The sequence below is a fragment of the Pontibacter liquoris genome (genome assembly GCF_022758235.1).
GTDB lineage: Bacteria > Bacteroidota > Bacteroidia > Cytophagales > Hymenobacteraceae > Pontibacter > Pontibacter liquoris.
Genome location: NZ_JALEBG010000001.1, coordinates 1,959,030 through 1,984,082, shown reverse-complemented (window position 1 = coordinate 1,984,082; position 25,053 = coordinate 1,959,030). Strand labels below are relative to the sequence as shown.

Here is a 25,053-nt window from a genome sequence, read left to right as displayed (position 1 = left end):
GAAGTTATACTTACTTAGTAGCTTTTTTCTCTGTAGAGCTATTTTTAGCATCCTGAACTTCCTTACGGATGTCCTGCGCCATGTTCTTCAGGTCTTGCATACCTTTGCGCACACGCGTTCCGGCAGCAGCATTGTTCTTGTCGTAGAACTTTTCGAAATCAGATTCTAAAGACATTACAAGATCCTTGAGTTTGCTAAAGTTGTTGTTCATTTGAGCTATTAATTATAGTGAAACATTTGGTTTAATAGCTCTAATATACACATTAAATGATAACAAGCAAAAATTAAGGAAATTTAATATAAGGCTCTCAGGCTACCTAGGCCGTTACGGCTGGCGACGAATACAAACCTTTGTCTAGCTTTAGTGATATTTTTTCGAATGCCGCGATCGTCTCTTCCACGTCCTGCAAAGTATGAGCAGCCGTCGGGATCAGGCGCAGCATGATCACATCTTTCGGCACAACCGGGTATACCACGATAGAGCAGAAGATATTATAGTTTTCGCGCAGGTCCAGCGTTAACTGAGTAGCATCCGGAATCTGGCCGTTGAGGAAAACGGGGGTTACCGGCGACTGGGTAGTGCCAATGTTAAACCCTTTTTCGCGCAGACCGCTTTGCAGGGCATTTACTACTTCCCACAGCTTGTCTTTCAGCTCGGGCTGAGAGCGCAGCAGCTCCAGGCGCTTTAAGGCGCCGATCACCAGCGGCATCGGCAACGATTTGGCAAAGATCTGAGAACGCATGTTGTAGCGCAGGTATTCTACCACCTGCTCGTTAGAGGCAACAAAGGCGCCAATGCTAGCCATGGATTTGGCAAAAGTAGAGAAATAGATATCTACGCCGTCCTGCGCATTCAGGAATTCGCCGGTACCGGCTCCTGTAGCGCCCATTGTGCCGAAGCCGTGGGCATCGTCAACAAACAAACGGAAGTTGAATTTCTCTTTTAAAGCAACAACCTTGTCCAGGCTGCCCAGGTTACCGGACATGCCGAAAACACCTTCCGTGATCACCAGGATGGCGCCGCCAGTGTTCTCCGTCCAGCGGGTGGCACGCTCCAGCTGTTTCTCCAGGCTTTCCATGTCGTTGTGGGTGTACACAAAACGTTTGCCCTGGTGCAGGCGCACGCCATCTATAATACAGGCATGCGATTCGGCGTCATATACAATTACATCGTGGCGGTCTACGAGCGCATCAATGATCGAAACTACCCCCTGGTATCCAAAGTTAAGCAGCAGCGCATCCGGCTTCTGTACGAAATCGGCTAGTTCAGACTCGAGTAGCTCGTGCAGGGTGGAATTACCCGACATGATACGTGCGCCCATCGGGGTACCCATGCCATAAGCGGCAGCCGCATCGGCATCCGCTTTGCGAACCTCCGGGTGGTTGGCCAGTCCCAGATAGTTGTTAAGGCTCCACGTCAGCACTTCTTTCCCCCTGAACTTCATTCGCGGGGCAATCTCCCCTTCCAGTTTGGGAAATGTGAAATAGCCATGCGCATAGTGTGAGTGGCTGCCTAAAGGACCTCTGTTGGTCAACAACTTTTCAAATAAATCCACTTTGTGTAATGATTAAGTTATCGGGATAATTTCTGTTTATTCGTTCGCTTTCTAAATATGGAACGAAATTAGAAAGCGTGGCGCTGCAAATTTATGTTTTATATAATTCATAAACAATCTATAGCCGCTGCTATCGACGGCTTTTTACCGGGCTTGATTTTTAACTTTCATGCCAAACCCTTTTCTTTGAGAAGAAATCTATCCTGGCACCTGTATGAGAAAAATAAAGAAGCTTTTAGTCGCTAACCGGGGCGAGATTGCGCTGCGCGTTATGCGCACAGCAAAGGAAATGGGCATCCGGACCGTGGCCATCTATAGTGAAGCCGACCGGAATGCCCTGCATGTGCGCTTTGCCGATGAAGCTGTGTGTGTGGGAGGTCCCAAGTCCAGTGAGTCATACCTGCGGGGCGAGGTGATTATCGACGTTTGCAAAGAGCTGGGGGTGGATGCTATTCACCCGGGTTATGGCTTTTTATCTGAAAACGCTGCGTTTGCCCGGATGGCCACTGAGGCAGGCATTATTTTTATCGGCCCCTCTCCTGCTGCTATTGAGCTGATGGGCAGTAAACTGGCCGCCAAAGCTGCTGTAGCCAGGTATAACATCCCGATGGTGCCGGGCACCGAAGAAGCGATAACGGACGTGGAAGCGGCTAAGCAGATTGCTCAAGAAGTCGGTTTCCCTATCCTGATCAAGGCCAGTGCTGGGGGTGGTGGTAAAGGCATGCGCGTAGTCGAGAACGTAGAATCGTTTGAACAGCAGATGCAGACTGCGGTGAGCGAGGCTACCTCGGCTTTTGGCGACGGCTCCGTTTTCATTGAGAAATATATCGGCTCGCCGCGCCACATCGAAATACAGGTACTGGGCGATACGCACGGAAATATTGTGCACCTGTTCGAGCGGGAATGCTCTATTCAGCGGCGCCACCAGAAAGTGATCGAAGAAGCGCCATCGGCTATACTTACGCCTGCCCTGCGTGCCGAAATGGGCCGCTGTGCCGTAAACGTGGCTAAAGCCTGCGCTTATGTAGGTGCCGGCACCGTGGAGTTTCTGGTAGATGAAAACCTGAACTTTTATTTCCTGGAGATGAACACGCGCCTGCAGGTGGAGCACCCGGTTACAGAGATGATCACGGGACTGGACCTGGTGAAAGAACAGATCCTGATTGCCGAAGGACTTCCCCTGGGCTTTGCGCAGGAAGACCTCCACATCAATGGCCATGCGCTGGAACTGCGGGTATATGCCGAAGACCCGGCCAACAACTTTCTGCCCGACATCGGCCGTCTGGAAACATACAAGCGCCCACAGGGCCCGGGCATACGGGTGGATGACGGCTTTGAACAGGGTATGGACATCCCGATCTACTACGACCCCATGATTGCCAAGCTGGTGACCTTTGGCAAGGACCGCGCGGAAGCGATCGCAAAAATGCTTCGCGCCATCGAAGAATACCAGATAACGGGCATCGAAACAACCTTATCTTTTGGTAGTTATGTGCTGCAGCATGAAGCGTTTGTTTCAGGTAATTTCGATACGAAATTTATAGAGCGCTATTTTACGCCGGAAGCGCTGCAACCTCCCTTTGAGGAAGGCAGCCAGGAAATTGCCGCTGTACTGGCTGCTATGTTGCTTAACGACCGCAAGCCTGCCGTGGTTGAGACCGCCTCATCCGCACCTGCCGCAACCTCCAACTGGCGCAGAAACCGGCTGAATTAAATCGAAGAAGGTCCCTATAAAGTATAAAGGCGCTGCAAACTGCAGCGCCTTTATACTTTATAGGAATACTAGTTTATACTTACTGGCACTAATGCCGCAAAAGTTCGCTTCTATCGTTTTACTTCAACGTGATGTCTGTATAGCGTACTTGCAAGAAAAGCACAAGCGGGCGCTTGCGCTATAACGGACAATGATAGTGGGGATGATTATAGTATGGTTATACTTTGAAAACTTCTTAGTATACCGTCGTATTTTGTTATACCAGGTCGAACAGGTTGCGCACCCCAATGAACCGTTGTTTGGTAAAGCCTTCGCCATAGGTTACCCCGATGGCATGCCCCAGCTCCAGCGCGCGCGCCTCGATGAACTTGAGAAACTCAGGCGAAGAGATGTAGGTATTCGGTGATGTGTCGTCGGGGTTATAAAACTGGGATTTAAAAGCCCGAACCGTCTCCATCTTCTTTTCCCAATAAGGTGAAACATCCACAATCAGATCGGGCGTAATGAAGCGGTCCTGGATATAGTGGTACATAGCTTTCGGGCGCCAGGCCTCCTGCTGCTGCCCTTGCGCATCTGTTGTTTTGATCATCTTCAGCCCGGCCTTAAAGCACGCCTCAGACACCACTTCAGCCCCGCGCCCATGATCCGGGTGCCGGTCGTGTATGGCATTCATCAGTACGATATCAGGCTGGTACTGGCGCAGTTTTTCTATGATCGGAAGCTGGTGCTCCCGGTTGTTCTCAAAAAAGCCATCGGCAAAGTTCAGATTCTCCCGCACCGAAATGCCCATGATCCGGGCAGCTTCTTCGGCTTCGGAAGCTCGGGTTTCGGCGGTGCCGCGCGTACCAAGTTCCCCGCGTGTCAGGTCGATGATGCCCACGCTTTTACCAGCGGCAATATGCGCGATCAGCGTGCCGGAGCAGCCAAGTTCTATATCGTCGGGATGCGAGGCAAAAGCAAGTATGTCTAGTTTCATAATTTAATCGTTAGCGGATGCGCAGTTTTTTGCCTACGCTTAATTTTGCGCGGGTACTCATTTTATTCAGCTTGGCCAGTTGGCTCACCGATACGCCATACTTTTTGGCAATGCCGGAAAGCGTATCGCCGCGGCGCACGGTATGGTAAGAACTTCTGCGGGCTGTGGTGGTTTTGGCCTTGGCTTTGTTATAATAGTTGAATAACGCAGCCGTAATCTGGAAGTTTTTGCCTTTCAGCAGGTAGTCCGGGAAGTCATACATGTTCTCCGGGTCTATTGGGTTGCCTTCGTAGCGCACTTCATAATGCAGGTGCGGTCCCGAGCTACGACCCGTGCTGCCTCCCAAACCAATAATGTCCCCGGCTTTGAGGAACTCACCCACCTTAGCAATCGGTTTGCTCATGTGCCCGTAAAGCGTTTCCAGGCCATTGTAGTGGCGCACCACAATATAATTCCCATAGCCGCCGCCGTCCCATTTACTGATGCGCACCACCCCGTCAAAGGCTGCCCTGATCGTATCGCCCGTATCCAGGTCCAGGTCTGTGCCATAGTGCCAGCGATAACCTCTGTAGCCGAAATGACTTGTGATGGGCGTTTCGAATAAAGGCATTTTATAGTTGCGGTTCTTCGGCGGATCATACAAGCGGATATCCACGGTATCTTTGATTTCGCGCCCGTCCATACGGTAGGGGTTGATGTTGTGCGTATCCCAGATCGAGTAATAGCCGGCAATTTTCACCCAGGAAGAATCCACCAGCACTTCTTCGGATACTTCTACAATATGCTGCTCGCCCAGATCGAGTTCAGAAGTATCCTCGCTGACAATAGAGAGTTCTTTTTTGGGATTGAAGTAGATCGACTGATCCGCATCAGAGTTCTCGTCCGGAAACTCCTCATACTTGATGAGAATGGTCGTATCCGGCCGCACATACTGAATTTTGGGCGACTTTACCCGGAAGAGATCCTTCACCTTGGTCTGTGCAAAGGCCGCCGGCGAAAAGAGCAGCAAACCCAGCAAAAGCAGTGCAATAGTAAAGGGGGATTTTTTTTGTGACATTAGCATCAATTTTGGCTTACTAAAGCGGGCGTAAAAAACTGCAATACGCTTTATTTAACTTCAGAGCGGCCATTTTATTGTTGGGCGTCACCCCCTGCTTTTTAAAAGAAAAGGCAAGGTGGTGACGGTTAATGGAATAATTTAATGCAACTCCCGCGCTGCCAGATAACGCTCTGCATCCAGGGCGGCCATACAACCGGTGCCGGCTGCTGTCACGGCCTGGCGGTACGTGAAATCCTGCACGTCGCCACAGGCAAATACGCCATCAATGTTCGTCTGCGAAGTGCCCGGAATAGTCTTGATATAACCGTTCTCGTCCAGGTTCAGGTAGTCGGCAAAAATGTCGGAGTTAGGCTTATGGCCGATCGCTACAAAGAAACCGTTTACCGGAATCTCGCGCACCTCATTGGTTACCGTATTCTTCACGCGTACGGCTTCCACGGCATGCTCGCCCAGTACCTCATCGGTTACCGAGTTCCAGAGTATTTCAATGTTGGGTGTTTTCTTTACACGCTCCTGCATGATGATGGAGGCACGCATTTCTTCGCGGCGCACGATCATGTATACTTTGCGGCACAGGTTAGCCAGGTAAGTCGCTTCTTCTGCGGCCGTATCGCCTGCTCCTACTATGGCCACATCCTGCCCACGGTAAAAGAAACCGTCGCACACGGCACAGGCCGAAACGCCGCTGCCATTCAGCCTCGCTTCCGACTCCAGGCCCAGCCACTTGGCCGATGCGCCGGTCGAAATGATCACCGTATGTGCCTCGATCACCTTCTGATCATCGATGGTAACTTTGTGGGGCTGAGAAGAAAAGTCTACAGCGGTGGCAATGCCGTAGCGTACATCGGTGCCGAAGCGCTCTGCCTGCTGCTTAAAGTCCTCCATCATCTGAGGGCCGTTAATGCCCTGAGGATAACCAGGATAATTTTCTACGTCGTTGGTAATGGTCAGCTGCCCGCCGGGTTGCAGACCCTGGTACAGAACAGGATTAAGACCGGCTCTGGAAGCATATATAGCGGCCGTATAGCCAGCTGGCCCGGAACCGATGATAAGACATTTTACTTTTTCTATTTCCATAAAGGTTGGATGCATGAAATTCGGATGCAAGTATACAAAATTTCTAGGCCTAAGCCGAATCTGTGCCTGAATATTGCCTTTTGCTAATGTCGTAAAAACAAAAACCCCGGCTGCAAAAGCCAGGGTTTTATACTTTCATTTTCGTACAGATTATCCCAGGTAAGGCTTCAGGGCCTTGCTACGGGAAGTATGACGAAGTCTGCGAATTGCTTTTTCTTTGATCTGACGCACACGCTCGCGGGTCAGGTTAAACTTTTCGCCGATCTCTTCCAGGGTCAGAGAGTGTTCGCCGTTCAGGCCGAAGTATAACGTGATAACGTCTGCTTCGCGCTTGGTTAAGGTAGAGAGCGCACGCTGCACTTCCTTACGGAGTGAATCGTTCATCAGGCCGGTGTCCGGCGACTCTTCGTCTTCGTTTTCCAGCACGTCCAGCAGGCGGTTTTCTTCGCCCTGCACAAAAGGCGCATCCACCGATACATGGCGACCTGAGATCTTCAGGGTGTCTACCACTTCAGCAGTGGTTAATTCCAGCACTTCCGCAATTTCTTCGGGCGAAGGCTCACGCTCGAATTTCTGTTCCAGCTCAGAAAAGGATTTGGATATCTTGTTCAGCGATCCCACACGATTAAGGGGCAGGCGCACAATACGCGACTGCTCTGCCAAAGCCTGCAGAATAGACTGACGAATCCACCAAACAGCATAAGAGATAAATTTAAAGCCCCTAGTTTCATCAAAACGCTTAGCGGCTTTGATCAAACCCAGGTTTCCTTCATTTATCAGGTCACCTAACGACAAACCCTGGTTCTGGTACTGTTTTGCCACAGACACCACGAAACGCAGGTTGGCTTTGGTTAACTTCTCAAGTGCAAACTGATCTCCTTCCCTTATCCTCTGAGCTAATGATACCTCTTCATCGGGTGTAAGCAAATCGACTTTGCCAATCTCCTGTAAATATTTGTCAAGCGATTGGCTTTCGCGGTTGGTAATCTGTTTGCTTATCTTGAGTTGTCTCATCAGAGTATAATGTTAATCAAAAAAGTAAAAATCTTTTATAGCGGCTCGGAGTGGTAACATAAGAAAACTGTGCAAAGTTCTTATAACTTCCAAATAAAGTATGGGGGAAGAACGGCACAGCTATAAGAAAAAAATTCCTGACGCCACTTCATCCGCAGAAATGGCGCCAGGAAATAATACATTAGAATTACTGCTTGGCCTCAGGCTTTGGCAGGAGTACTTTGCGGGAAAGTTTGAACTTACCGGTTTTCTTGTCAACGTCGATCAGTTTCACTTTCACATCTTCGCCGATCTCAAGAACGCCGTCCATTGTTTCGAGGCGCTCATGGCGGATCTCTGAAATGTGCAGCAAGCCGTCTTTACCAGGCATGAACTCTACAAAAGCACCGTAAGGCTGGATTGACTTCACCTTGCCGATGTACTCTTCGCCAATTTCCGGCTGGGCCACAATGCCTCTGATCTTGGAAACAGCGCTGTTCATGGCATCCTGGTTGCTGGCAAAAATGTTCACGTGACCTTTCTCGTTCTTCTCTTCGATGATGATCGTGGCGCCCGTGTCTTTCTGGATCTGCTGGATCACCTTACCACCTGGTCCGATTACGGCACCGATAAATTCTTTATCGATCACGATGTTGAACGAACGTGGGGTATGTGGTTTGTAATCCGCGTTAGGAGCCGAGAGGGTTTTGTTCATCTCGTTAAGGATATGAGCGCGGCCTTCGCGGGCCTGGGCCAAAGCCTGGCTCAGCACGTCGTAAGACAAGCCTTTTACCTTGATGTCCATCTGGCAAGCAGTGATACCATTTTTGGTACCCGTCACTTTAAAGTCCATGTCACCCAAATGGTCTTCGTCGCCGAGGATGTCGGAAAGTACGGCAAATTTGCCTGTTTTCTCATCGGTGATCAGACCCATGGCAATACCGGAAACGGCATTTTTCACCGGCACGCCGGCATCCATCAGGGCAAGGCTACCGGCACAAACCGTGGCCATGGAAGAAGAACCGTTCGACTCTAGGATATCGGAAACAATACGGATCGTGTAGGGGTTCTCGGCATCAGAAGGCAACACCTTCTTCAGGGCACGCAGCGCGAGGTTACCATGACCGATCTCACGACGGCCCGGGCCTCTGTTCGGCTTCACCTCACCGGTAGAAAAGGCCGGGAAGTTATAGTGCAGCAGGAATTTGTTCGTGCCGGATACCATCGCGCTGTCGATCATTTGCTCGTCCAGCTTGGTGCCCAGGGTCACGGTAGTCAGCGATTGCGTTTCGCCACGGGTAAATACGGCAGAACCGTGTGTAGCAGGAAGGTAGTTGACTTCTGACCAGATAGGACGGATCTGATCAAGTTGACGGCCATCCAAACGAACGCGGTCGTTGAGGATCATGTTGCGTACAGCCTCCTTCTCTACGTCGTGGTAGTATGTCTTGATGAGTGTAGCGTCATAGGTATGATCTTCCGGCAGGGCGTCTACAAACTCCTTCAGCACGGCAGCAAAGCCTTCTTTACGCTCAGATTTATTAGCGCTACCGCGTTTAGCTACTTCGTAGGCTTTGGCATAGGTTGCGTCATAGATTTTCTGGCGAAGCTCCTCATCATGTGTTTCGTGAGAGTACGTGCGCTTCGGTCCTTTACCCACCATTTCAGCCAGCTCAAGCTGCGCCTGGCACTGCACTTTAATAGCTTGGTGTGCATACTCGATCGCTTCCAGCATTTCAGCTTCGGAAACTTCGTTCATCTCACCTTCCACCATTACCACGCTATCCAGAGAAGCACCTACCATCAGTTCGATGTCGGCACGCTGCAGGTCAGAAACGCTTGGGTTGATTATCAGCTGGCCATCTATGCGGGCTACACGCACCTCAGAGATTGGGCCATTGAAAGGAATATCGGAAACCGCAATGGCAGCAGAAGCAGCCAGCGCAGCCAGGGCATCCGGCATGATGTCGGTATCAGCCGAGATCAGGTTGATGGTCATTTGTGTTTCAGCATGGTAATCTTCCGGGAACAGCGGGCGCAGCACACGGTCAACCAGGCGGGATACTAATACTTCATAGTCAGAAAGTCTTGCTTCTCTTCGCAGGAATCCGCCAGGTATCTTACCGGAAGAAGCGAATTTCTCCTGGTAGTCTACAGAAAGGGGCAGAAAATCTACACCTTCACGGGCATCTTTGTTTGAAACGATAGCAGCCAGCAGCATGGTGTTACCCATCTTCACGACTACGGAGCCGTCAGCCTGCTTGGCAAGTTTGCCTGTTTCAATGGTGATCTCCCGGCCATCCGGAAGCAATATGGTTTTTGTTATCGCGTTTTGGGACATCGTCAATTAGTTTATCATCAAAAACAGAACTACCCATTGTAGTTGCTGTCGGGTACTTGCAAAAAGAAAGGAAGGCATAAAAAAGATAAGGGAATCCCTTGTAAGAATTCCCTTGACCCTAGAATAGCTTATTTTCTGATACCAAGCTCGGCAATAATAGCTCTGTATCGTTCAATCTCTGTTTTCTGCAGGTAGTTGAGTAATCTTCTTCTTTTACCAACCAGCTTCAAAAGGCCTAAACGAGTGCTGAAGTCTTTCTTGTGGATCTTCAGGTGCTCTGTCAGGTCAGAGATGCGCGTAGTGAAAAGGGCGATCTGTGACTCGGCAGAACCAGTATCTGTTTTAGTCTTAGCCACACCGTGCTTTTCAAAAATTTCTTGTTTCGCTTCAGTAGTTAATTTCATTGCGTATAAAAAATATCAATCTGTTTTTCTTGGCAAAAGATGCTGTATAAGCCGCAAAGATATAGAATTTAATTAAACTTTAAAACAATAATCCCATACATCTTTTTTCCTGCATATTAAATCTTATTGCGGCGCAGGCGCGTCATGAGTTTTCGCCAGAAATCTATTTCCAGCAAACTGGAGTCATTGCGGGCCTGGTAGAGGAAGAATAACCCGATTGGCAGCAGGATGAGGTTGGCGCCCCACATACCGGCTCCTACCGAAACTAACCCTTCGCGCGCCCACTTTTCTCCAAGTATAGCCATAACGTACATCAGAATAAAAAAGATGATGGAGATGAGCACCGGCACACCAAGCCCGCCTTTTTTAATGATCGCACCGAGCGGCGCACCGATCAGGAACATGATCAGAATGGCAGCCGACTGAGTATACTTGCGCCAGATCTCGATCTCATAGTTGTTGGCATCGCGTATGGTGGTATTGATGCGCTCCAGGTAGCTGGCCGTAAAGCTCTTTACATTCCGGGCCTTGTTAATGGCAATGGTTATTACATCAGCTTTCGGCTCTCTTAGTTTTTTTTCCACCTTCTTGCCCGTCAGCCGCAGCCCATTCTTTACCTGCCCGGTGTCGGCTTTGAAGTACATGTAAAAAGGATCTACGTTAGGGGCATACAGCTTTTGCTCTTTGTTGCTGTAGCGCCGCAACGAATCGGTTACCTGGGTGAGTTGGCTGATATCCTTCATCATCTTGTTGTCCGAGAACAACTCTTCACGGGTGCGATCGAGGTTAAAGGAGGCCAGGCTCAGCACGATCTTGCTCTCATCAAACTTCTGGCGCGTGAACTGATCGCCGTTGTTGTTGCGGATATTGCCGGCGTTGCCCTGGTCCACATACATGTTGCCATCAAACAACTCCAGGATCAAGTAGGTGTCGTTATACTTGGTATACATGCGGCCTGAGTCAGCCAGTATGACCTTGGTGTTGGACCCTCCCTGCGAGTGATCGTAGATCATCACATCCTGCAGCGATTTGCCATCGGCCAGCTTTTTATTGATCTTGATGCTATAGCCGGGAAGTCCGTTATAAAAGGCGCCTTCCTTAAAGTTCATGGTAGGCTTTTTCTGCCGGATATCCCAGAGGAGGCTGTAGGCTTTCAGGTTAGCTTTAGGTACAATGGTGTTGTTGAAGAAAAAGGCACCGACAGAAAGACCAACAACCAAAAAGAAAACCGGGCGCAGGATGCGCGGCAAGGCAATGCCCGAGGTTTTGATGGCTGTCAGTTCATGGTGTTCACCCAGGGTACCAAAGGTCATCAGTGACGAAAGCAGGACCGCCAGCGGCATTGCCACAGGCGCCATGTTAAGGCTGAAGTAGAAGAGCAGTTCTCCGAAAACCTCCGCGCCCAGGTCTTTCCCCACCAGCTCGTCGAGGTATTTGAGCATGTATTGCGTGAGTAGAATAAACTCTACCACCGCAAACGTAAGTATGAAAGGGCCGATAAACGACCTTAATATAAGCTTATCTAATTTCTTCATGAGGGCCTGTGCGGCAAAATAGGTTCTGGCAGCCTGGTAAACAGAACAATCAGCAGCCAAAAATCGTGCAAATATAAACAGACCGGGCAGATTGCAAGCTACCCTCCTACTGTTTCGCGCAGGTTTTGCATCAGATTATCCCATAACTCTTCCAGTTCTTCCATATCATCCTCGTTTGAGTAGTCCACTACTTTAAGAAACTGTTCCTGTGTCAGCTCGCTCGATTCGATGGAGAAATCAATGTATGGCGCATCGACAAGCGGCTTTTTGTCTTCACTCAGAAAATTGAAGCGTACCGAGCGGTTGGTGCGCAAGCCCGTCATCTCGGCGTAGTGATTGCGCCCGTCCCACACAAAGTTGAAAATTTTATCATGATCAATCTTTACTTCATCGCTGAACCACTGCGCCAGGCCACTCGCTGTGCTCAGGTAAGGGTAAAGGAGCTTGGCGGATGCATTGATCGGATACTCCCGCACAAACTTTATTCTGGTAGCCTTCGTCATATAGATATTGTAAGAGTCTGAGTAAGTATAGTATTTATTTTCGATTCCATAAATATATCAAAAGTAAAATATTTTTTTTTAGACAGAAGCTTGCTTGTTTAAAAAACATTCCGCTATATTTGCACCCGATTCGGCGGGGTAGCTCAGATGGTTAGAGCGCAGGATTCATAACCCTGAGGTCGGCAGTTCGATTCTGCTCCCCGCTACAATTAAGTATGATAAACGCTTGTAAGTGAAAACTTGCAAGCGTTTTCTGCTTTAGGCCTACTTCTTTCGGATTGTTACAAACATGCCTATCTGGTTCGTACGCTTCCACATCCAACACAAATTTACTTCTACCCACTTCTTAAGCGATACAGAGAGACTATTGCCGGCCACTTTGCTCTACAGACAGCACATAAATCATGCTGATGTATGATGGCTACGCTTACTATACTATACTCCTATGACTCATTGGCACTGATATTTAAAAATGAAAGCTATGATTAGCTAACAATTTTCGATGCAGTTCCCTTTATCTCTGGTTGTTTGTTTATAGCACTTAGCTTTTTTAAGAACAGAAACCCTAACGTTGCGGCGATAAGGGAGGCAATCAGAATGGCAAATTTGGCTTGGGTTTGAAAGACAGGATCATTAAAAGAAAGCAAGGCAATAAAAATAGACATCGTAAAGCCTATACCAGCCACTAACCCTAATCCCAGTACCTGCAACCATGTGACGTCTGAAGGAAGGGAGCTGATGCCGAGCTTGACCGAAAGCCAGGAAAAGCAGAAAATGCCGACCGGTTTGCCCACCAACAAGCCTAAAATTATTCCCAGGCCTAAGCTGCTGGTCAGACCATCGAGCATGGCTGCCTCAAATCGTATATTGGTGTTGGCGAGTGCAAAAATGGGCATGATGAGAAAATTTACGGGCTTGGTTAATGCATGCTCTAATTTCTCGAGAGGAGACTCTGTTTCGTCGGGGGTGGTAGGTAAAGTCAGAGCGGTAAGCACGCCCGCAATGGTGGCATGTATGCCTGAATGATGAATGAAGTACCACATCACCACGCCAGGCAGCAGGTAGAACCAGATATTTTTAATGCCAATGCGATTAAAGACAAGCTGCAGGCCAAATATACCAATTGCATACAATAGGTAATTCAGGTGCATTTCAGTTGAATAAAAGAGCGCAATGATCAGAATAGCGCCCAGATCATCTACGATAGCCAGGGCAGTTAAAAAGACTTTCAACGAGAGTGGCACCCGATTGCCCAAAAGCGAAATAATGGCTATGGCAAAGGCTATATCGGTAGCCATAGGTATGCCCCAGCCGCTTGCTGTAGCTGTGTCTTTATTAATGAGAGCATAAATAGCAGCGGGAACAATGATTCCGCCGATAGCAGCAAACACAGGCAAAGCAGCCTGTTTAAAAGAAGACAACTCCCCTTCTACAAGCTCTCGTTTAATTTCCAGGCCTACTAACAGAAAAAACACAGCCATCAGCCCGTCATTGATCCACAACAGAACAGGGTAGCGTAATTGCAGCAAATCGGATTCATACCCTATTTCATGAGCAAGCACCTGCGTAAAAGCCGGCCCAAGAGGAGAATTTGCCAGTATCAAAGAAATTACAACACAGCTTATTAAGATAAAGCCGCCAACAGAGCCCGATTTTAAAAAATTTTTAAAGGAAGCAACATTTAATTTTGACAGCATACTTAACAGTTTTTAATAATTTGGGAAATGTAAATGCTCATTAACCTGTAAGCATCTTTTTTTAATGTACGAAGTAACATGCTTTGGTGCCAGCATTCTATACATTAGGCATTAGGGCACGCTTTAACAGCATATGCTGTTAAAGCGAAAAATAAAATAATGTAAGCAGTTTTTCCGACCAGGCTCGTAACAGCTATTCCTGTTTGTAAAAGAGAGTTTATTATTTCAGGCAAGTATAATCAATCCCTTTAAACAACCTGACCAATGTTGCTTCTGTAGCACATACGTTCCAATCAATGCTTTTTTCTTTACTTGCAACGCATTATACCTAAGCGCTGGTATATTTACCGTTGCTGCCCTATATGCGGAAACGGCAACCTCCTATACTTCAACATCAAACCCCTGCTTGCTTATGGCACGAAAACTACTTTTTCTTTTGCTGCTGGCTCTGCTGCCTTTTAAAGGTGTGCTGGCGCAGACCAATGCCTCCCCATCTTATTATTTATTAAAACCCGACCGCGTGTTTGATGGCGAGCAACTGCACGAGGGCTGGCAGGTGCTGGTGCACGGAAACCGCATCGAAGCTGTTGGCCCCCAGGTGCAGGCGCCTGCCGGTGCAACGCTGATCGACCTGAAAGGCACAACCCTGCTGCCGGGCCTCATTGAAGGTCACAGCCATCTTTTTCTGCATCCTTACAACGAAACAAGTTGGAATGACCAGGTGCTGAAAGAATCCAGGGCGGAACGCACGGCCCGGGCTACCGTACATGCGCGCAACACGCTGCTGGCGGGCTTTACCACCGTGCGTGACCTGGGCACGGAAGGCGCTAACTATGATGATCTGGGTTTAAAACAAGCAATTACGAAAGGCGTGGTGCCGGGCCCCCGTATGCTGGTAGCTACCAAAGCCATCGTTGCGACGGGCAGCTACGGCCCGAAAGTGCTTAGTGCCGACCTGGAAGGCCCCGTACTGGGTGCTGCCGAGGCAGATGGCGTGGATGCGCTGATAAAAGAAGTGCGTACCCAGATCGGCAAGGGAGCAGACATTATCAAAGTATACGCCGATTACCGTTGGGGAGCTAACGGCGAGGCGCGGCCTACCTTTACCGAGGCGGAGCTTAAAACAATGGTTGAAACAGCAAATAGCAGCGGCCGGCCAGTAGTAGCGCATGCCTCTACGGCTGAGGGGATGCGGCGGGCAATCATGGCTGGTGTTGCCACCATTGAGCATGGTGATGCCGCAACGCCCGAGATCTTCCGGCTGATGAAGAAGCAGGGCGTGGCCTTCTGCCCCACCCTGGCAGCCGGAGATGCTATTGCGCAGTATGGCGGCTGGCAAAAAGGCAAGCAGCCAGAACCTGATCGCCTGCAGGAAAAACGGCAGAGCTTTGCCCAGGCCCTGAAAGCCGGCGTAACCATTTGTATGGGCGGCGATGTGGGCGTGTATACTCACGGAGATAATGCCCGCGAAATGGAGCTGATGGTAGATTATGGGATGAAACCCCTGGAAGTGCTGCATGCGGCAACAGCCGTAAACGCAAAGGTATTTGGGATCAGCGACAAAGTAGGCAGCATTAAACCTGGCCTGCTGGCCGACCTGGTGGCCGTAAGCGGCAACCCAGCCACTAGCATTGCGCAGGTGCGGCAGGTACAGCTGGTCATGAAAGACGGCATTGTATATAAGCAGCCTTAGGAGTTATGAGTTAAGAGTTAAAAGTTAACAGATCTGAAATATGGGCCTAATACCTAAGGCTATTCATGTTCCGTCGGCATAAGCGCTCCAGCAAGTATAAAATCCTTTGATATCAAACAACAAGAGTCAGGCAAGATTTAATTGCCTGACTCTTGTTGTTTAAGGAGATTATGAAATAACTCGCGACTCAGAACTCAGAATTCGGAACTCAATCAGTAGTTATACATAATGTCATAGTATTCGCGGGCCATGCGCTCTGCCGTAAAGGTAGGAGTGATATCGCGCATACTTTGCTTCATGATCTTGAGCCATTTTTCCCTGTCCAGGTAATAAGCCGGTATGATCTCAGACTCGAGAATCTGCATCATACTGGTATAATCCGCCTCATCCTGCATTTCTACCGGAAGGCTTGTATCGGCCACCGGAATGATAAAGCTGTTCTCGCCATGGCGGGCATATTCGGGTATCCAGCCATCCTGCACCGAGAAGTTAATAGCCCCGTTCATGGAAGCCGTCATACCGCTGGTACCTGATGCCTCACGTGGGCGCCGGGGCGTATTGAGCCAGATATCGGCTCCCTGCTTTAATTTGCGGGAGAGTTCCAGTTCATACCCAGTTAACACGGCAAAGTTCTTACGCCCGTACGATAGCTTTACGAGCATGTCAAACGTATTCACGGCGCCTGCATCGAACGGGTATGGCTTGCCGGCCCAGATAACCTGTACGGGTTGTTCGGCGCGTTCAATGAGTTCATAAAAGCGCTCCAGGTCGCGCAGGAGCAGGTCGGCCCGCTTATATGCGGCAAAGCGGCGCGCCCATACAATGGTGAGCACATCAGGCTGGAAGAGCTTGCCGGTCTGGTTGGCTACTACTTCGAACAACTGCTGTTTCATGGCTGCCTTTTGGCGCACCAGCGCAGCGTCATCATCGTCGTCGAGCGCCTGCTTCAGCGTAGCATCCATCCAGAAAGGAACATTCTGCGCATTCGTGATGGCTTTGATCTCGCACACGCCCTCATTCTCATACCACATTTGCTGAGCCACCTCGCCATGTAACTGCGACACGCCATTCGCTACTTTACTTAAGCGCAGCGCTGCCAAAGTATGATTGAACATCTGCCCGTGCATACCCGTTATGTTGCGGGCTTCGGCCAGGGGCACACTGTTAAAGAAACCCATACGGTCCAAAAAGTGGATGTCGTGCTCCTCGTTGCCTGCTTTCTCAGGTGTATGGGTAGTAAAGACCACATGCTTGCGCACTTCTTCCAGGTCACGGTATTTATCATACAAATGAAAGGTGAGCGGAAGCGCGTGCCCCTCGTTCATGTGGTAAATTTCGGCGCCGCCTAGAGCTTCTACTACTTTGGCGCCGCCTATCCCCAGCACAATCCCCTGGGCGATACGGGTGGAGGCTTCCGGGTCGTAGAGCATGTGTGTGATGGTGCGGGCTAGGTGATCATTACCCGGCACATCGGTGGTCAGGAAATACATTGGCACGGTGCCAAACGTTTCAGGCTTCAGCACCATCGCTTTTACCAGCACCGGGTGGTTATTTACCTGCACGGTTACCGTAATGCCGCTGTCTTCCAGGTACGTATAAAGTTTCTGGATGAACTGCACCCGCATGGTTTGGTCTTCTTTCCGCTCCTGGTCATAGTAACCATACTCCCAAAGTATGCCGATGCCGATCATGTTTTGGCGCAGGTCAAAGGCGCTTCGCATATGGGAACCGGCCAGGAAGCCAAGGCCCCCGGAATACGTTTTTAAAGCCTGGTGAATGGCAAACTCCATGCTGAAGTATGCTACGCGTTTACTGTACCGCTCATCAATGTCGTGGGGATGTGACCACCTGTCGTACTGTGTCATATTCTCTTCTTATTTCTGTTTAGGACCGGCTGCTAACGGGCCGGTTCTTGTTTTCTGATTTTTATTTCCGCTGCCCTTTCGCATAAATTCTGTTAAGGTCCTAAAGGGCAATATCATTTAATTAATATGTATGCACCCTGCAGGCGCATGAAACCATAAGTATACTTAAACTTTCGGGTTATCCCACAGAGCCCTGTCGTTTACTTTTGCTGCTTCATGTACCGTCATGGTGCAAAAGGCTGTGCTAGTATCCTTTACACCATACTTTAATTCCTCTGAGCTGATCCTTTTTCTTCCAAAGCTACTGCCAGCGGCGCAAAGAAATGTACCGGATAGCATTAACGGAAATGATCCCCCAAATGATATTATTTCAGCATCGCCCTTTTTGCTCACCGTCTTTCCAGCTATGCAGGGTTCGTTACATTTCGATTTAATAACCAGCCAGCACATGGTGCTGAAAAATTGCACTGCTTATACCAATTAATTTGCACTTCTTTTTACATAAAAATAGCAACTGGCACTTGAACTATGCAGCGCAAAAAGATTGTATACCATTATATTTACTTTTTAGATTCTTCTACAGGCACAATATTTTACACATCTAACGCACCTAACTGTTTTAATTAGGGCATATCAATCAATAATGTTATATTATTTAATAAGCATAAGCCAAGTCAATATTATTTAAACAATAAATATTGTAACCCTATATTTTAATATTTCGTTTTGGTGTTTTTCAATTAAAATATTGTGAGTACACTAAATTAATTGTATCATTTATATTCTCATTCATGCAAAAACGTTACATAGTAAGTTTTCTTATCCTGTTCTCGCAACTGGCCTTTGGCCAGGAGCGCATCACGGTAGAAGCCGGCACGGTGATCAAAGATGTCTCTCAGCACCCGGTAGGCATCAATGTAGACTACCTCATGGACGATGATTCTTACCTGCAGCCGGCCACTCCCACCACTACAGCGCTGCAGCAACTGGGCGTAAGTTTTTTGCGCTTTCCAGGCGGAGAGAAATCCGACAATTACCTCTGGAGCCAGTACCCCTATACCTCGGCTAACCCTACCCTGGCGCTCTCCGACAGCTGCCATTGGCCCAACGAAGATCCCCGCTTTGTGTTTGATGATGATAAAAGCCTGCGCCCTACGACCCTGGACTTCGACGAATTTATGCTGATGGTACAGGCCACCGGCACAGAGCCGCTGATCGTGGTGAATGGCGACGGGCACCGCAACACTGGTGGCTCCTGCGGCGGCGTGCCCCCGCGCGACTCGCTGATCATGGCTGCCCGCCAATGGGTGCGCTATGCCAACGTGACGCACAACTATAATATTAAATACTGGATGATCGGGAATGAATCCTTTCACAGTGCTGCCTACAACGGGGCAGTGACCGCGCCGGATTACCTGACCGACCTGCTGCTTTTCGCCAGAGCGATGAAAGAGGAAGACCCTACTATCAAGCTTATCGTTAACGGCTCTACCGACAGCTGGTGGAAAACCATTCTGAGCAATACCGAGGCTGCCTCGCTCATTGATTACCTGGGCGTGAGCGTCTACCCGATCGACAGTTGGTCGACCGGTTATGAAAACTTCCGCACCACGTCGCCTGTATTTACCAAAACCGTGAGCACGGCCTCTAATGCCATCACCAAGTATGTAGCCAATGCCACGGATCGGGCGCGCATCAAAGTGATTGCCACCGAGTACAACACCATTGACTGGGGAGAGAATGGCTGGCTAAACCGCAACGATGTGGGCCATGCGCTGGTGGCTTTTGATATGCTGGGCCAGTTGCTGAAAATGCCGCAGCTGGACTTGGCCTTTTTCTGGAACACGCGCTACGTAGATAACAAGGAGATTCCCAACAATGTGTTTGATGCGCTCAGCAGCACAGGCAGCCTGCAGGCCAATGGCAAAATGCTCTCTCTCTGGGGCAAGAATCTGCTTCAGGAGTTGGTAGCTGTCAACAGCACGACAAATATCCTGTCCTATGCTTCCAAAAGCGATACGGAGCTCACCGTTTTCCTGCTCAACAAAGACACCCAGCCACATCCGGTAACGCTGGCGTTGCAGAATTTCACCAGCACAGGCACTGCGCAGGTATATACGTATCAGGGCACCTCCATTGATGATACGGACCCTACCCTTACGGCGGGAGAGCCGCTTACAGGCCAGCCTGCGCAGTATGATTTTGAAGCTCCGGCGGCCTCCATTACCGTGCTCCGTTTTACAAAAACAGAAGATACTATACAAAAAGTAGCCAGCCTGACCCTTGTAAATGCTGATAATGATCAGGATCTGCAAACGCTTACAGAGGGCGCAACGCTGAACCTGGCGACTTTGCCAACGGGCAACTTCAACATCCGCGCCAATACCGATCCGACTACTGTGGGCAGCGTAGCCTTTCAGCTATCAGGGACGCAAACAAAGATCGCGACGGAAAGTGCCCAGCCCTATGCCCTTTATGGCGACAATAGCAAAGGAGATTATTATGCCTGGGCACCTGCTTTGGGCAGCTATACCCTGACAGCCACACCTTATACTGCCTCTAAAGGAACAGGAACTGCAGGCACCCCGCTGACCGTTAATTTCACTGTTATAAATGAAGTGCCAAAGGATGAAACCGAAACACTGATCACCAATGTGTCGGCCAATTCCGGTAAGCGCTATTCATTGACGACGTTGCAGGCAGGCGTGCAGATGTATACCGATCGCATATATACGATTACTTCCGTACCGACCATACTTGAAGGGGCAACCCTAGTGCAGACGGCCAATGACGACAAGCGAAATACAAGTGCCGCCCTGCTCTCGTTTGAATTAATAAAACCTGCCATCGTGTATGTGGCCTACGATCCGCGCGCGACGGCACTGCCTGCCTGGCTAACCGGATGGGAGAAAATTTCTGACGCAGTAGGCGTTGATGATTCAAAGATCAGCACCATGACGCTTTACCGCAAAAACTTTGCAGCGGGCAGCGTAACGTTGGGCGGCAACATGGCCAGCCCGGCAAAAGGCGCAGAAAACAACTACTTTGTGCTGGCAAAAGAAGCGCCGGCCGCCCAAGCCCTTATCACCAATATCGCTGCCAGTTCAGGCAGAAAGTATGTTTTAACAGATCTGCAGGAAGGTACCCCCATGTATACAGATCGAACGTACAAAATCACCTCGGTGCCCGAAGTACTGGCGGGTGCCCTGCTGATCCAGACGGCCAATGATGACAAACGGAATACGTCGTCGGCCTTGCTCACTTTTGAGCTCACCCGGCCTGCCACTCTTTATGTGGCGTATGACCCGCGTGGCACGGCGCTGCCTGCCTGGCTCAGTGGCTGGAGCCCTAGCGGCGCAAGTATAGGCGTGGAAGATTCCAAGATCAGCACCATGAAACTGTTTAGCAAAAGCTTCGCAGCAGGTACCGTTACGTTAGGCGGCAATCTGGCCAGCCCGGCCAAAGGCGCGGAAAACAACTATTTTGTTTTGGCTACTGAAACAGTGCAGCCCCTACCAGAAACTGGGTTGATATCCAATATTGCAGCAAGCACAGCTAACACCTATGCGGTAAAAGAGTTAACAGCAGGCGAGCTGCTTTATACCGACCGTACATATAAGATCACCACTGTTCCAACAATCCTGCAAAGCGCTACTTTTATTCAGCCGCCCAACGCCGACAAGTGGAACACCAGCGCAGAATTGCTTTCTTTCGACTTGTCGGAGCAGGCAAAAGTATATGTGGCCTATGATCCGCGCGCAACAGCGCTTCCTTCCTGGCTCTCAGGTTGGCAGATTGAAACCGAAGTTTTAGGCGTGGAAGATTCCCAGATCAGTGCCCTGAACCTGTACAGCAGGATCTTTTCAGCCGGCAAGGTAACCTTGGGAGGCAATGTTGCCAGCCCCGCAAAAGGGGCTCAGAACAACTACCTGACCATCGCCCTTTCTCTTGCCGCTTCCGATTCAATCCAGGCAGTATCTAATGCTACCAGGCTAAATGCGACACCGGAGAAAGCTGATCCCCGACTTAGCGTATACCCGAACCCTAACACCGGCAACAGGATAGCAATATCGCTGCAGAATTTCGGGCCGAAGGAAAAGGTCAGCGTTGCGATTGTTGAGGTGATAACCGGAAGGCAGGTGTTTTCACAAACGCTGCAAACCACGAGTGCAGGCATCCTCTCTACTTATCTGGCCATAACAATGCCGCTAAAACATGGTGTTTACCTGGTAAGCGCCCGGGGAGCTTCGGGCCAGGATCATGCAAAACTGCTTGTAGTCAAGTAGCCATTCTTCTAGTAAACCTATTCGCCCCTACAAACGGATGTGACCCGCATCCCTTTGCAGGGGCGACTTGCGTTCTGGCGGCACCCACTTACAAGTATAAGTATAGAAAAAGTGCTTTTTATGGCATCTAAAATTCCATACTTAAAATTTGAGCAAATAAAGAAAGGAAGATTAGCAGATTAATCCGTTCGCCAGCAGCATGATAGCTATTTATAACAGGTGCTTGCCCGAAGGTATGGTCAAAACCGGCTGAACATTAGGGAGCAGAAAATCGTAGGCGAAATAACTACCGAAAAAACAATGCCTTTTCAGTTAAACTGCACGGATTCAAATCAATGAAATTTAAGGCAAATATAGCCTGTGCAGGATAGCTGAATATGGTTTTTATTTCTTAATTTTGAATTAATGGCAGGCGTACATCCGGTTCTGCTTTCATACCCTTCATACCAATGCCATTATTAATTCCCCCTGATACCACCCCTCCGCTTACCGACACATTGCAACTATTCCGCCGCGGTGGCGAGATGGGCGACCTGATGAGTGCTTACGATTGGGATGCCCACCCGCTGGGCAACCCGGTTTACTGGCCCGAGAATTTAAAAGCAAATATCCGATTGATGTTAAACTCCGGCTTCCCGATGTTCATCTGGTGGACGAAGGAGCTATACATGTTTAACAACGATGCCTACATACCGGCTCTAGGTAAAAAACACCCGCAGGCTTTAGGGAGCGTGGCCCCGGAAATGTGGGCCGAAATTTGGGACCAGATTGAAGGGATAGTAGCCGATATTCTGCAGCACGGCAATAAATTTTATGCCGAGAACCTGCTGATTCTGCTGGACAGGAAAGGCTATCTGGAAGAAACCTACTGGACCTTTTCCTATAGTCCCATTTTTGATGATGACGATGCAGTAGCGGGGATATTCTGTGCTTGCCACGAAACGACGGCGCTGGTACTGGGGCAGCGCAGGCTGAAAAGTTTAAATGACTTGTCGGAAGAGTTAAACCAGGCCCAGTCGTTGGAGCAGGTGGGTCAAAAAAGCTGCGATATCCTCCATGAGAACTTAAATGACCTGCCCTTTAGCCTGTTATACTTAAACAATGAGACTGGTACCGAAGCACACCTGGTAGGTCGTTCTGGAAACATCAAAGGCGCCTACATACCGGATGTGGTAAACTTGCGTGAACAGGATGCCCCATGGCCGCTGGCGCAGGTGCAGGAGGAAAAGAAACGACTGGTGATCGATCTTTCGGATCTGGCGGGTCATTTTGATTGCGATGATGGTGTGCCTGTTATACCCCGGCAAGCGGTTATACTTCCGGTTAAAAGACCCGATCAAGGCCATGTGATCGGTTTCTTTATTTCTGGTATCAGTGCCCGGCAGGAGTACAACGAGGCGTATGAAGGCTATCATAACCTGGTTGCCGGCCAGATTGCTACCTCTATTGCCAGTGTGCAGAACAGGCAAAATATTATCCGGCAAAAGCAATACCTGAACGAGATCTTCCAGCAGGCGCCTGTGGGTATTACGATGCTCCGGGGCCGGGAATACGTAGTAGAAATTGCCAACCAAAGCGTTTGCGAGATCTGGCGCGTTAACCAACAGGATGTGCTGGGTAAGCCTATTCTGGATTTTATACCCGAGGCGGCCGATCAGGGCTTCATCGCTTTGCTGGATGGCGTGATGAGCACAGGCGTGCCCTTTGTTGCCAATGAGCTGCCCCTGGTGCTTGAACGGAACGGCGTACTGGAAACGGTGTATCTTAACTTTGTTTACCATCCTTTACGCGATGCACAGGGGTTTATCACCGGGATCATCGCCGTGGCCATTGATATAAGTGAGCAGGTAGCGGCACGCCAGAAAATAGAAGTCATCAACAGGGAGCTGCTGGCTACTAATGCCGACCTCGACAACTTTGTATACTCCGCCTCGCATGATCTGAAAGCGCCAATTTCCAACATCGAAGGATTGGTGCATGCCCTGCAGGATTTTCTTCCGGACGATACCTCTACATCCAATGATGTGCAGCTCTTTTTAATGCACATTGAAAACTCGATCGAACGGTTTAAACGCGTGGTAACGGACCTGACCCAGGTAACTAAGATTCAGAGGGAAGCCGGGGAAGATATCGCCCTTGTGGATGTGGCCGACGTTATAAGCGAAGTATGCCTGGATTTTGCACCGACCATCGCCGCAATCGGGGCGCAGGTAGAAACGGACATAAGCCCTGACTCCCTTGTGCAGTTTTCGGCAAAGAACCTGCGCAGCATCGTGTATAATCTGCTGAGCAATGCGTTGAAGTATTATGCGCCGGACCGCACACCGCAGATCAAAATCTCTACAGCAGTGACCCCGGAAAACCTTGTTCTGACTGTGGCCGATAACGGGCTTGGAATCGATCAGGCGGGGGAAAGCAAGATATTTTCGATGTTTAAGCGCCTGCACGACCATGTGGAAGGCTCCGGAATTGGCTTATACATTGTAAAAAGGATTGTGGAAAATGCCGGCGGCAGGATTGAGGTTGAAAGCAAAGTGAGTAAAGGCGCTACCTTTCGGGTGTATTTTAAACACTAGCAAACAGCAATCTAGCAGGTACAAGGGCAAGCAACTCGTCATGTGCTAAACATTACAGCCCTTTGCTTTGTATACTTATAAAGCCGCTGACGAAGTATACGATCCTTTATTGAAAGCCTTATTAAAATAGGCGCTGAATGTGTCTGCCAGTATAGGCTATCATACGATGCGTAACCTGTTATTCGGAGCATGGAACACGGAAGGCGGCGTTCACAAAGCTTAAATATTATGGAAATAGCAACATTTGGGAATGGCTGCTTCTGGTGCACAGAAGCAGTTTTTCAGGAACTAAACGGCGTTGAAAAGGTTGTTTCCGGCTATACCGGCGGTCAGGTAGAAAACCCCACTTATAAGCAGGTATGCACCGGCACGACCGGCCATGCTGAAGTACTCCAGATCACCTATGATCCTGCGGTGATCAGTTACGAAGAGCTGCTGGAGGTGTTCTGGGCGACCCACGACCCCACCACGCTCAACAGGCAGGGTAATGATGTCGGCACGCAATACCGCTCATCTATTTTCTACCATAACGAGGAGCAAAAGCAGCTGGCCGAACAGTACAAACAAAAGCTGGATGCATCCGGAGCATTTGACCAACCTATTGTTACAACCATAGAAGCGCTTGGCCCCTTTTACCCTGCCGAGGATTATCATCAGAATTACTACCGCAACAACGGGGAGCAGCCCTACTGCAGCTTTCTGATTCGCCCGAAATTGGACAAGTTCCGAAAGGTCTTCAAGCATAAACTGAAAAGCAGCGCAGCCTAAAAAGAGAAG

Annotated in this window: 17 protein-coding genes and 1 tRNA gene; 6 read left to right on the top strand and 12 right to left on the bottom strand. The window is 49.4% G+C overall.

Annotation, left to right across the window (positions count from 1 at the left end; genetic code table 11):
• Positions 1-10: 10 nt before the first annotated feature.
• Positions 11-211 carry a BF3379 family histone-like protein gene (locus LWL52_RS08150; RefSeq protein WP_242918715.1) on the bottom strand — a complete coding sequence of 67 codons (201 nt, stop codon included), beginning with the start codon at positions 209-211 and terminating at the stop codon, positions 11-13.
• A gap of 106 nt (positions 212-317) precedes the next feature.
• On the bottom strand, positions 318-1,556 hold the full coding sequence (locus tag LWL52_RS08145; protein WP_242918689.1) for an aminotransferase class I/II-fold pyridoxal phosphate-dependent enzyme: 1,239 nt from the start codon (positions 1,554-1,556) through the stop codon (positions 318-320).
• A gap of 214 nt (positions 1,557-1,770) precedes the next feature.
• Here LWL52_RS08145 and accC point away from each other — a divergent pair, with 214 nt between their 5' ends.
• Positions 1,771-3,270 carry an acetyl-CoA carboxylase biotin carboxylase subunit gene (gene accC / locus LWL52_RS08140; protein ID WP_242918687.1) on the top strand — a complete coding sequence of 500 codons (1,500 nt, stop codon included), beginning with the start codon at positions 1,771-1,773 and terminating at the stop codon, positions 3,268-3,270.
• 256 nt (positions 3,271-3,526) lie between these two features.
• Here accC and bshB1 read toward each other — a convergent pair whose 3' ends face one another.
• The 8 genes from bshB1 to LWL52_RS08100 form a co-directional block, all read right to left on the bottom strand.
• Entirely contained in the window at positions 3,527-4,246 is a 720-nt protein-coding gene (gene bshB1 / locus LWL52_RS08135; protein ID WP_242918685.1) for a bacillithiol biosynthesis deacetylase BshB1, read from the bottom strand.
• Positions 4,247-4,256: 10 nt separating this feature from the next.
• The gene (locus tag LWL52_RS08130; RefSeq protein ID WP_242918683.1) at positions 4,257-5,303 is read right to left on the bottom strand and encodes a M23 family metallopeptidase; all 1,047 of its coding nucleotides are present in this window, start codon (positions 5,301-5,303) and stop codon (positions 4,257-4,259) included.
• Positions 5,304-5,444: 141 nt separating this feature from the next.
• Positions 5,445-6,383, bottom strand: coding sequence for a thioredoxin-disulfide reductase (trxB, locus tag LWL52_RS08125; protein WP_242918681.1), 939 nt, complete (start codon positions 6,381-6,383; stop codon positions 5,445-5,447).
• 150 nt (positions 6,384-6,533) lie between these two features.
• A complete protein-coding gene (locus LWL52_RS08120) occupies positions 6,534-7,397 on the bottom strand; it encodes a sigma-70 family RNA polymerase sigma factor (RefSeq protein WP_137758339.1) in 864 nt (287 codons plus the stop codon).
• Positions 7,398-7,584: 187 nt separating this feature from the next.
• Positions 7,585-9,717, bottom strand: a complete 2,133-nt coding sequence (gene pnp, locus LWL52_RS08115) for a polyribonucleotide nucleotidyltransferase (protein ID WP_242918679.1) — start codon at positions 9,715-9,717, stop codon at positions 7,585-7,587.
• A 128-nt stretch (positions 9,718-9,845) separates the two neighbouring features.
• The gene (gene rpsO / locus LWL52_RS08110; RefSeq protein WP_242918677.1) at positions 9,846-10,121 is read right to left on the bottom strand and encodes a 30S ribosomal protein S15; all 276 of its coding nucleotides are present in this window, start codon (positions 10,119-10,121) and stop codon (positions 9,846-9,848) included.
• A 116-nt stretch (positions 10,122-10,237) separates the two neighbouring features.
• Positions 10,238-11,656, bottom strand: coding sequence for an LptF/LptG family permease (locus tag LWL52_RS08105; RefSeq protein ID WP_242918675.1), 1,419 nt, complete (start codon positions 11,654-11,656; stop codon positions 10,238-10,240).
• Between the two features lie 98 nt (positions 11,657-11,754).
• Positions 11,755-12,159: an START-like domain-containing protein gene (locus LWL52_RS08100; protein ID WP_242918673.1), complete on the bottom strand. Its 405-nt coding sequence runs from the start codon at positions 12,157-12,159 to the stop codon at positions 11,755-11,757.
• Positions 12,160-12,291: 132 nt separating this feature from the next.
• Here LWL52_RS08100 and LWL52_RS08095 point away from each other — a divergent pair.
• Positions 12,292-12,365 (top strand) — tRNA-Met (locus LWL52_RS08095).
• A 279-nt stretch (positions 12,366-12,644) separates the two neighbouring features.
• Here the strand turns inward: LWL52_RS08095 and nhaA are convergent.
• Positions 12,645-13,856: a Na+/H+ antiporter NhaA gene (gene nhaA, locus LWL52_RS08090; protein ID WP_242918671.1), complete on the bottom strand. Its 1,212-nt coding sequence runs from the start codon at positions 13,854-13,856 to the stop codon at positions 12,645-12,647.
• Between the two features lie 412 nt (positions 13,857-14,268).
• On the opposite strand from nhaA, the gene LWL52_RS08085 reads away from it, so the two are divergent.
• Positions 14,269-15,549: a metal-dependent hydrolase family protein gene (locus LWL52_RS08085; RefSeq protein ID WP_242918669.1), complete on the top strand. Its 1,281-nt coding sequence runs from the start codon at positions 14,269-14,271 to the stop codon at positions 15,547-15,549.
• A gap of 212 nt (positions 15,550-15,761) precedes the next feature.
• On the opposite strand, the gene glgP is transcribed toward LWL52_RS08085, so the two are convergent.
• Positions 15,762-17,414 (bottom strand): alpha-glucan family phosphorylase, encoded by a 1,653-nt coding sequence (glgP, locus tag LWL52_RS08080; protein WP_242918667.1) that lies wholly within the window; start codon positions 17,412-17,414, stop codon positions 15,762-15,764.
• A gap of 791 nt (positions 17,415-18,205) precedes the next feature.
• Here glgP and LWL52_RS08075 point away from each other — a divergent pair.
• From LWL52_RS08075 to msrA, 3 genes are all read left to right on the top strand, one after another.
• Positions 18,206-21,700, top strand: a complete 3,495-nt coding sequence (locus LWL52_RS08075) for an alpha-L-arabinofuranosidase family protein (protein ID WP_242918665.1) — start codon at positions 18,206-18,208, stop codon at positions 21,698-21,700.
• 449 nt (positions 21,701-22,149) lie between these two features.
• Positions 22,150-24,276 carry a sensor histidine kinase gene (locus tag LWL52_RS08070; protein WP_242918663.1) on the top strand — a complete coding sequence of 709 codons (2,127 nt, stop codon included), beginning with the start codon at positions 22,150-22,152 and terminating at the stop codon, positions 24,274-24,276.
• A 228-nt stretch (positions 24,277-24,504) separates the two neighbouring features.
• Positions 24,505-25,044 (top strand): peptide-methionine (S)-S-oxide reductase MsrA, encoded by a 540-nt coding sequence (gene msrA / locus LWL52_RS08065; protein WP_242918661.1) that lies wholly within the window; start codon positions 24,505-24,507, stop codon positions 25,042-25,044.
• Positions 25,045-25,053 lie beyond the last annotated feature (9 nt).

Coding starts and splice junctions, on each gene's coding strand:
- LWL52_RS08150 (WP_242918715.1), bottom strand. CDS start 211: ATGAACAACAACTTTAGCAAACTCAAGGATCTTGTAATGTCTTTAGAA.
- accC (WP_242918687.1), top strand. CDS start 1,771: ATGAGAAAAATAAAGAAGCTTTTAGTCGCTAACCGGGGCGAGATTGCG.
- bshB1 (WP_242918685.1), bottom strand. CDS start 4,246: ATGAAACTAGACATACTTGCTTTTGCCTCGCATCCCGACGATATAGAA.
- LWL52_RS08130 (WP_242918683.1), bottom strand. CDS start 5,303: ATGTCACAAAAAAAATCCCCCTTTACTATTGCACTGCTTTTGCTGGGT.
- trxB (WP_242918681.1), bottom strand. CDS start 6,383: ATGGAAATAGAAAAAGTAAAATGTCTTATCATCGGTTCCGGGCCAGCT.
- LWL52_RS08120 (WP_137758339.1), bottom strand. CDS start 7,397: ATGAGACAACTCAAGATAAGCAAACAGATTACCAACCGCGAAAGCCAA.
- pnp (WP_242918679.1), bottom strand. CDS start 9,717: ATGTCCCAAAACGCGATAACAAAAACCATATTGCTTCCGGATGGCCGG.
- rpsO (WP_242918677.1), bottom strand. CDS start 10,121: ATGAAATTAACTACTGAAGCGAAACAAGAAATTTTTGAAAAGCACGGT.
- LWL52_RS08105 (WP_242918675.1), bottom strand. CDS start 11,656: ATGAAGAAATTAGATAAGCTTATATTAAGGTCGTTTATCGGCCCTTTC.
- LWL52_RS08100 (WP_242918673.1), bottom strand. CDS start 12,159: ATGACGAAGGCTACCAGAATAAAGTTTGTGCGGGAGTATCCGATCAAT.
- nhaA (WP_242918671.1), bottom strand. CDS start 13,856: ATGCTGTCAAAATTAAATGTTGCTTCCTTTAAAAATTTTTTAAAATCG.
- LWL52_RS08085 (WP_242918669.1), top strand. CDS start 14,269: ATGGCACGAAAACTACTTTTTCTTTTGCTGCTGGCTCTGCTGCCTTTT.
- glgP (WP_242918667.1), bottom strand. CDS start 17,414: ATGACACAGTACGACAGGTGGTCACATCCCCACGACATTGATGAGCGG.
- LWL52_RS08075 (WP_242918665.1), top strand. CDS start 18,206: ATGCAAAAACGTTACATAGTAAGTTTTCTTATCCTGTTCTCGCAACTG.
- LWL52_RS08070 (WP_242918663.1), top strand. CDS start 22,150: ATGCCATTATTAATTCCCCCTGATACCACCCCTCCGCTTACCGACACA.
- msrA (WP_242918661.1), top strand. CDS start 24,505: ATGGAAATAGCAACATTTGGGAATGGCTGCTTCTGGTGCACAGAAGCA.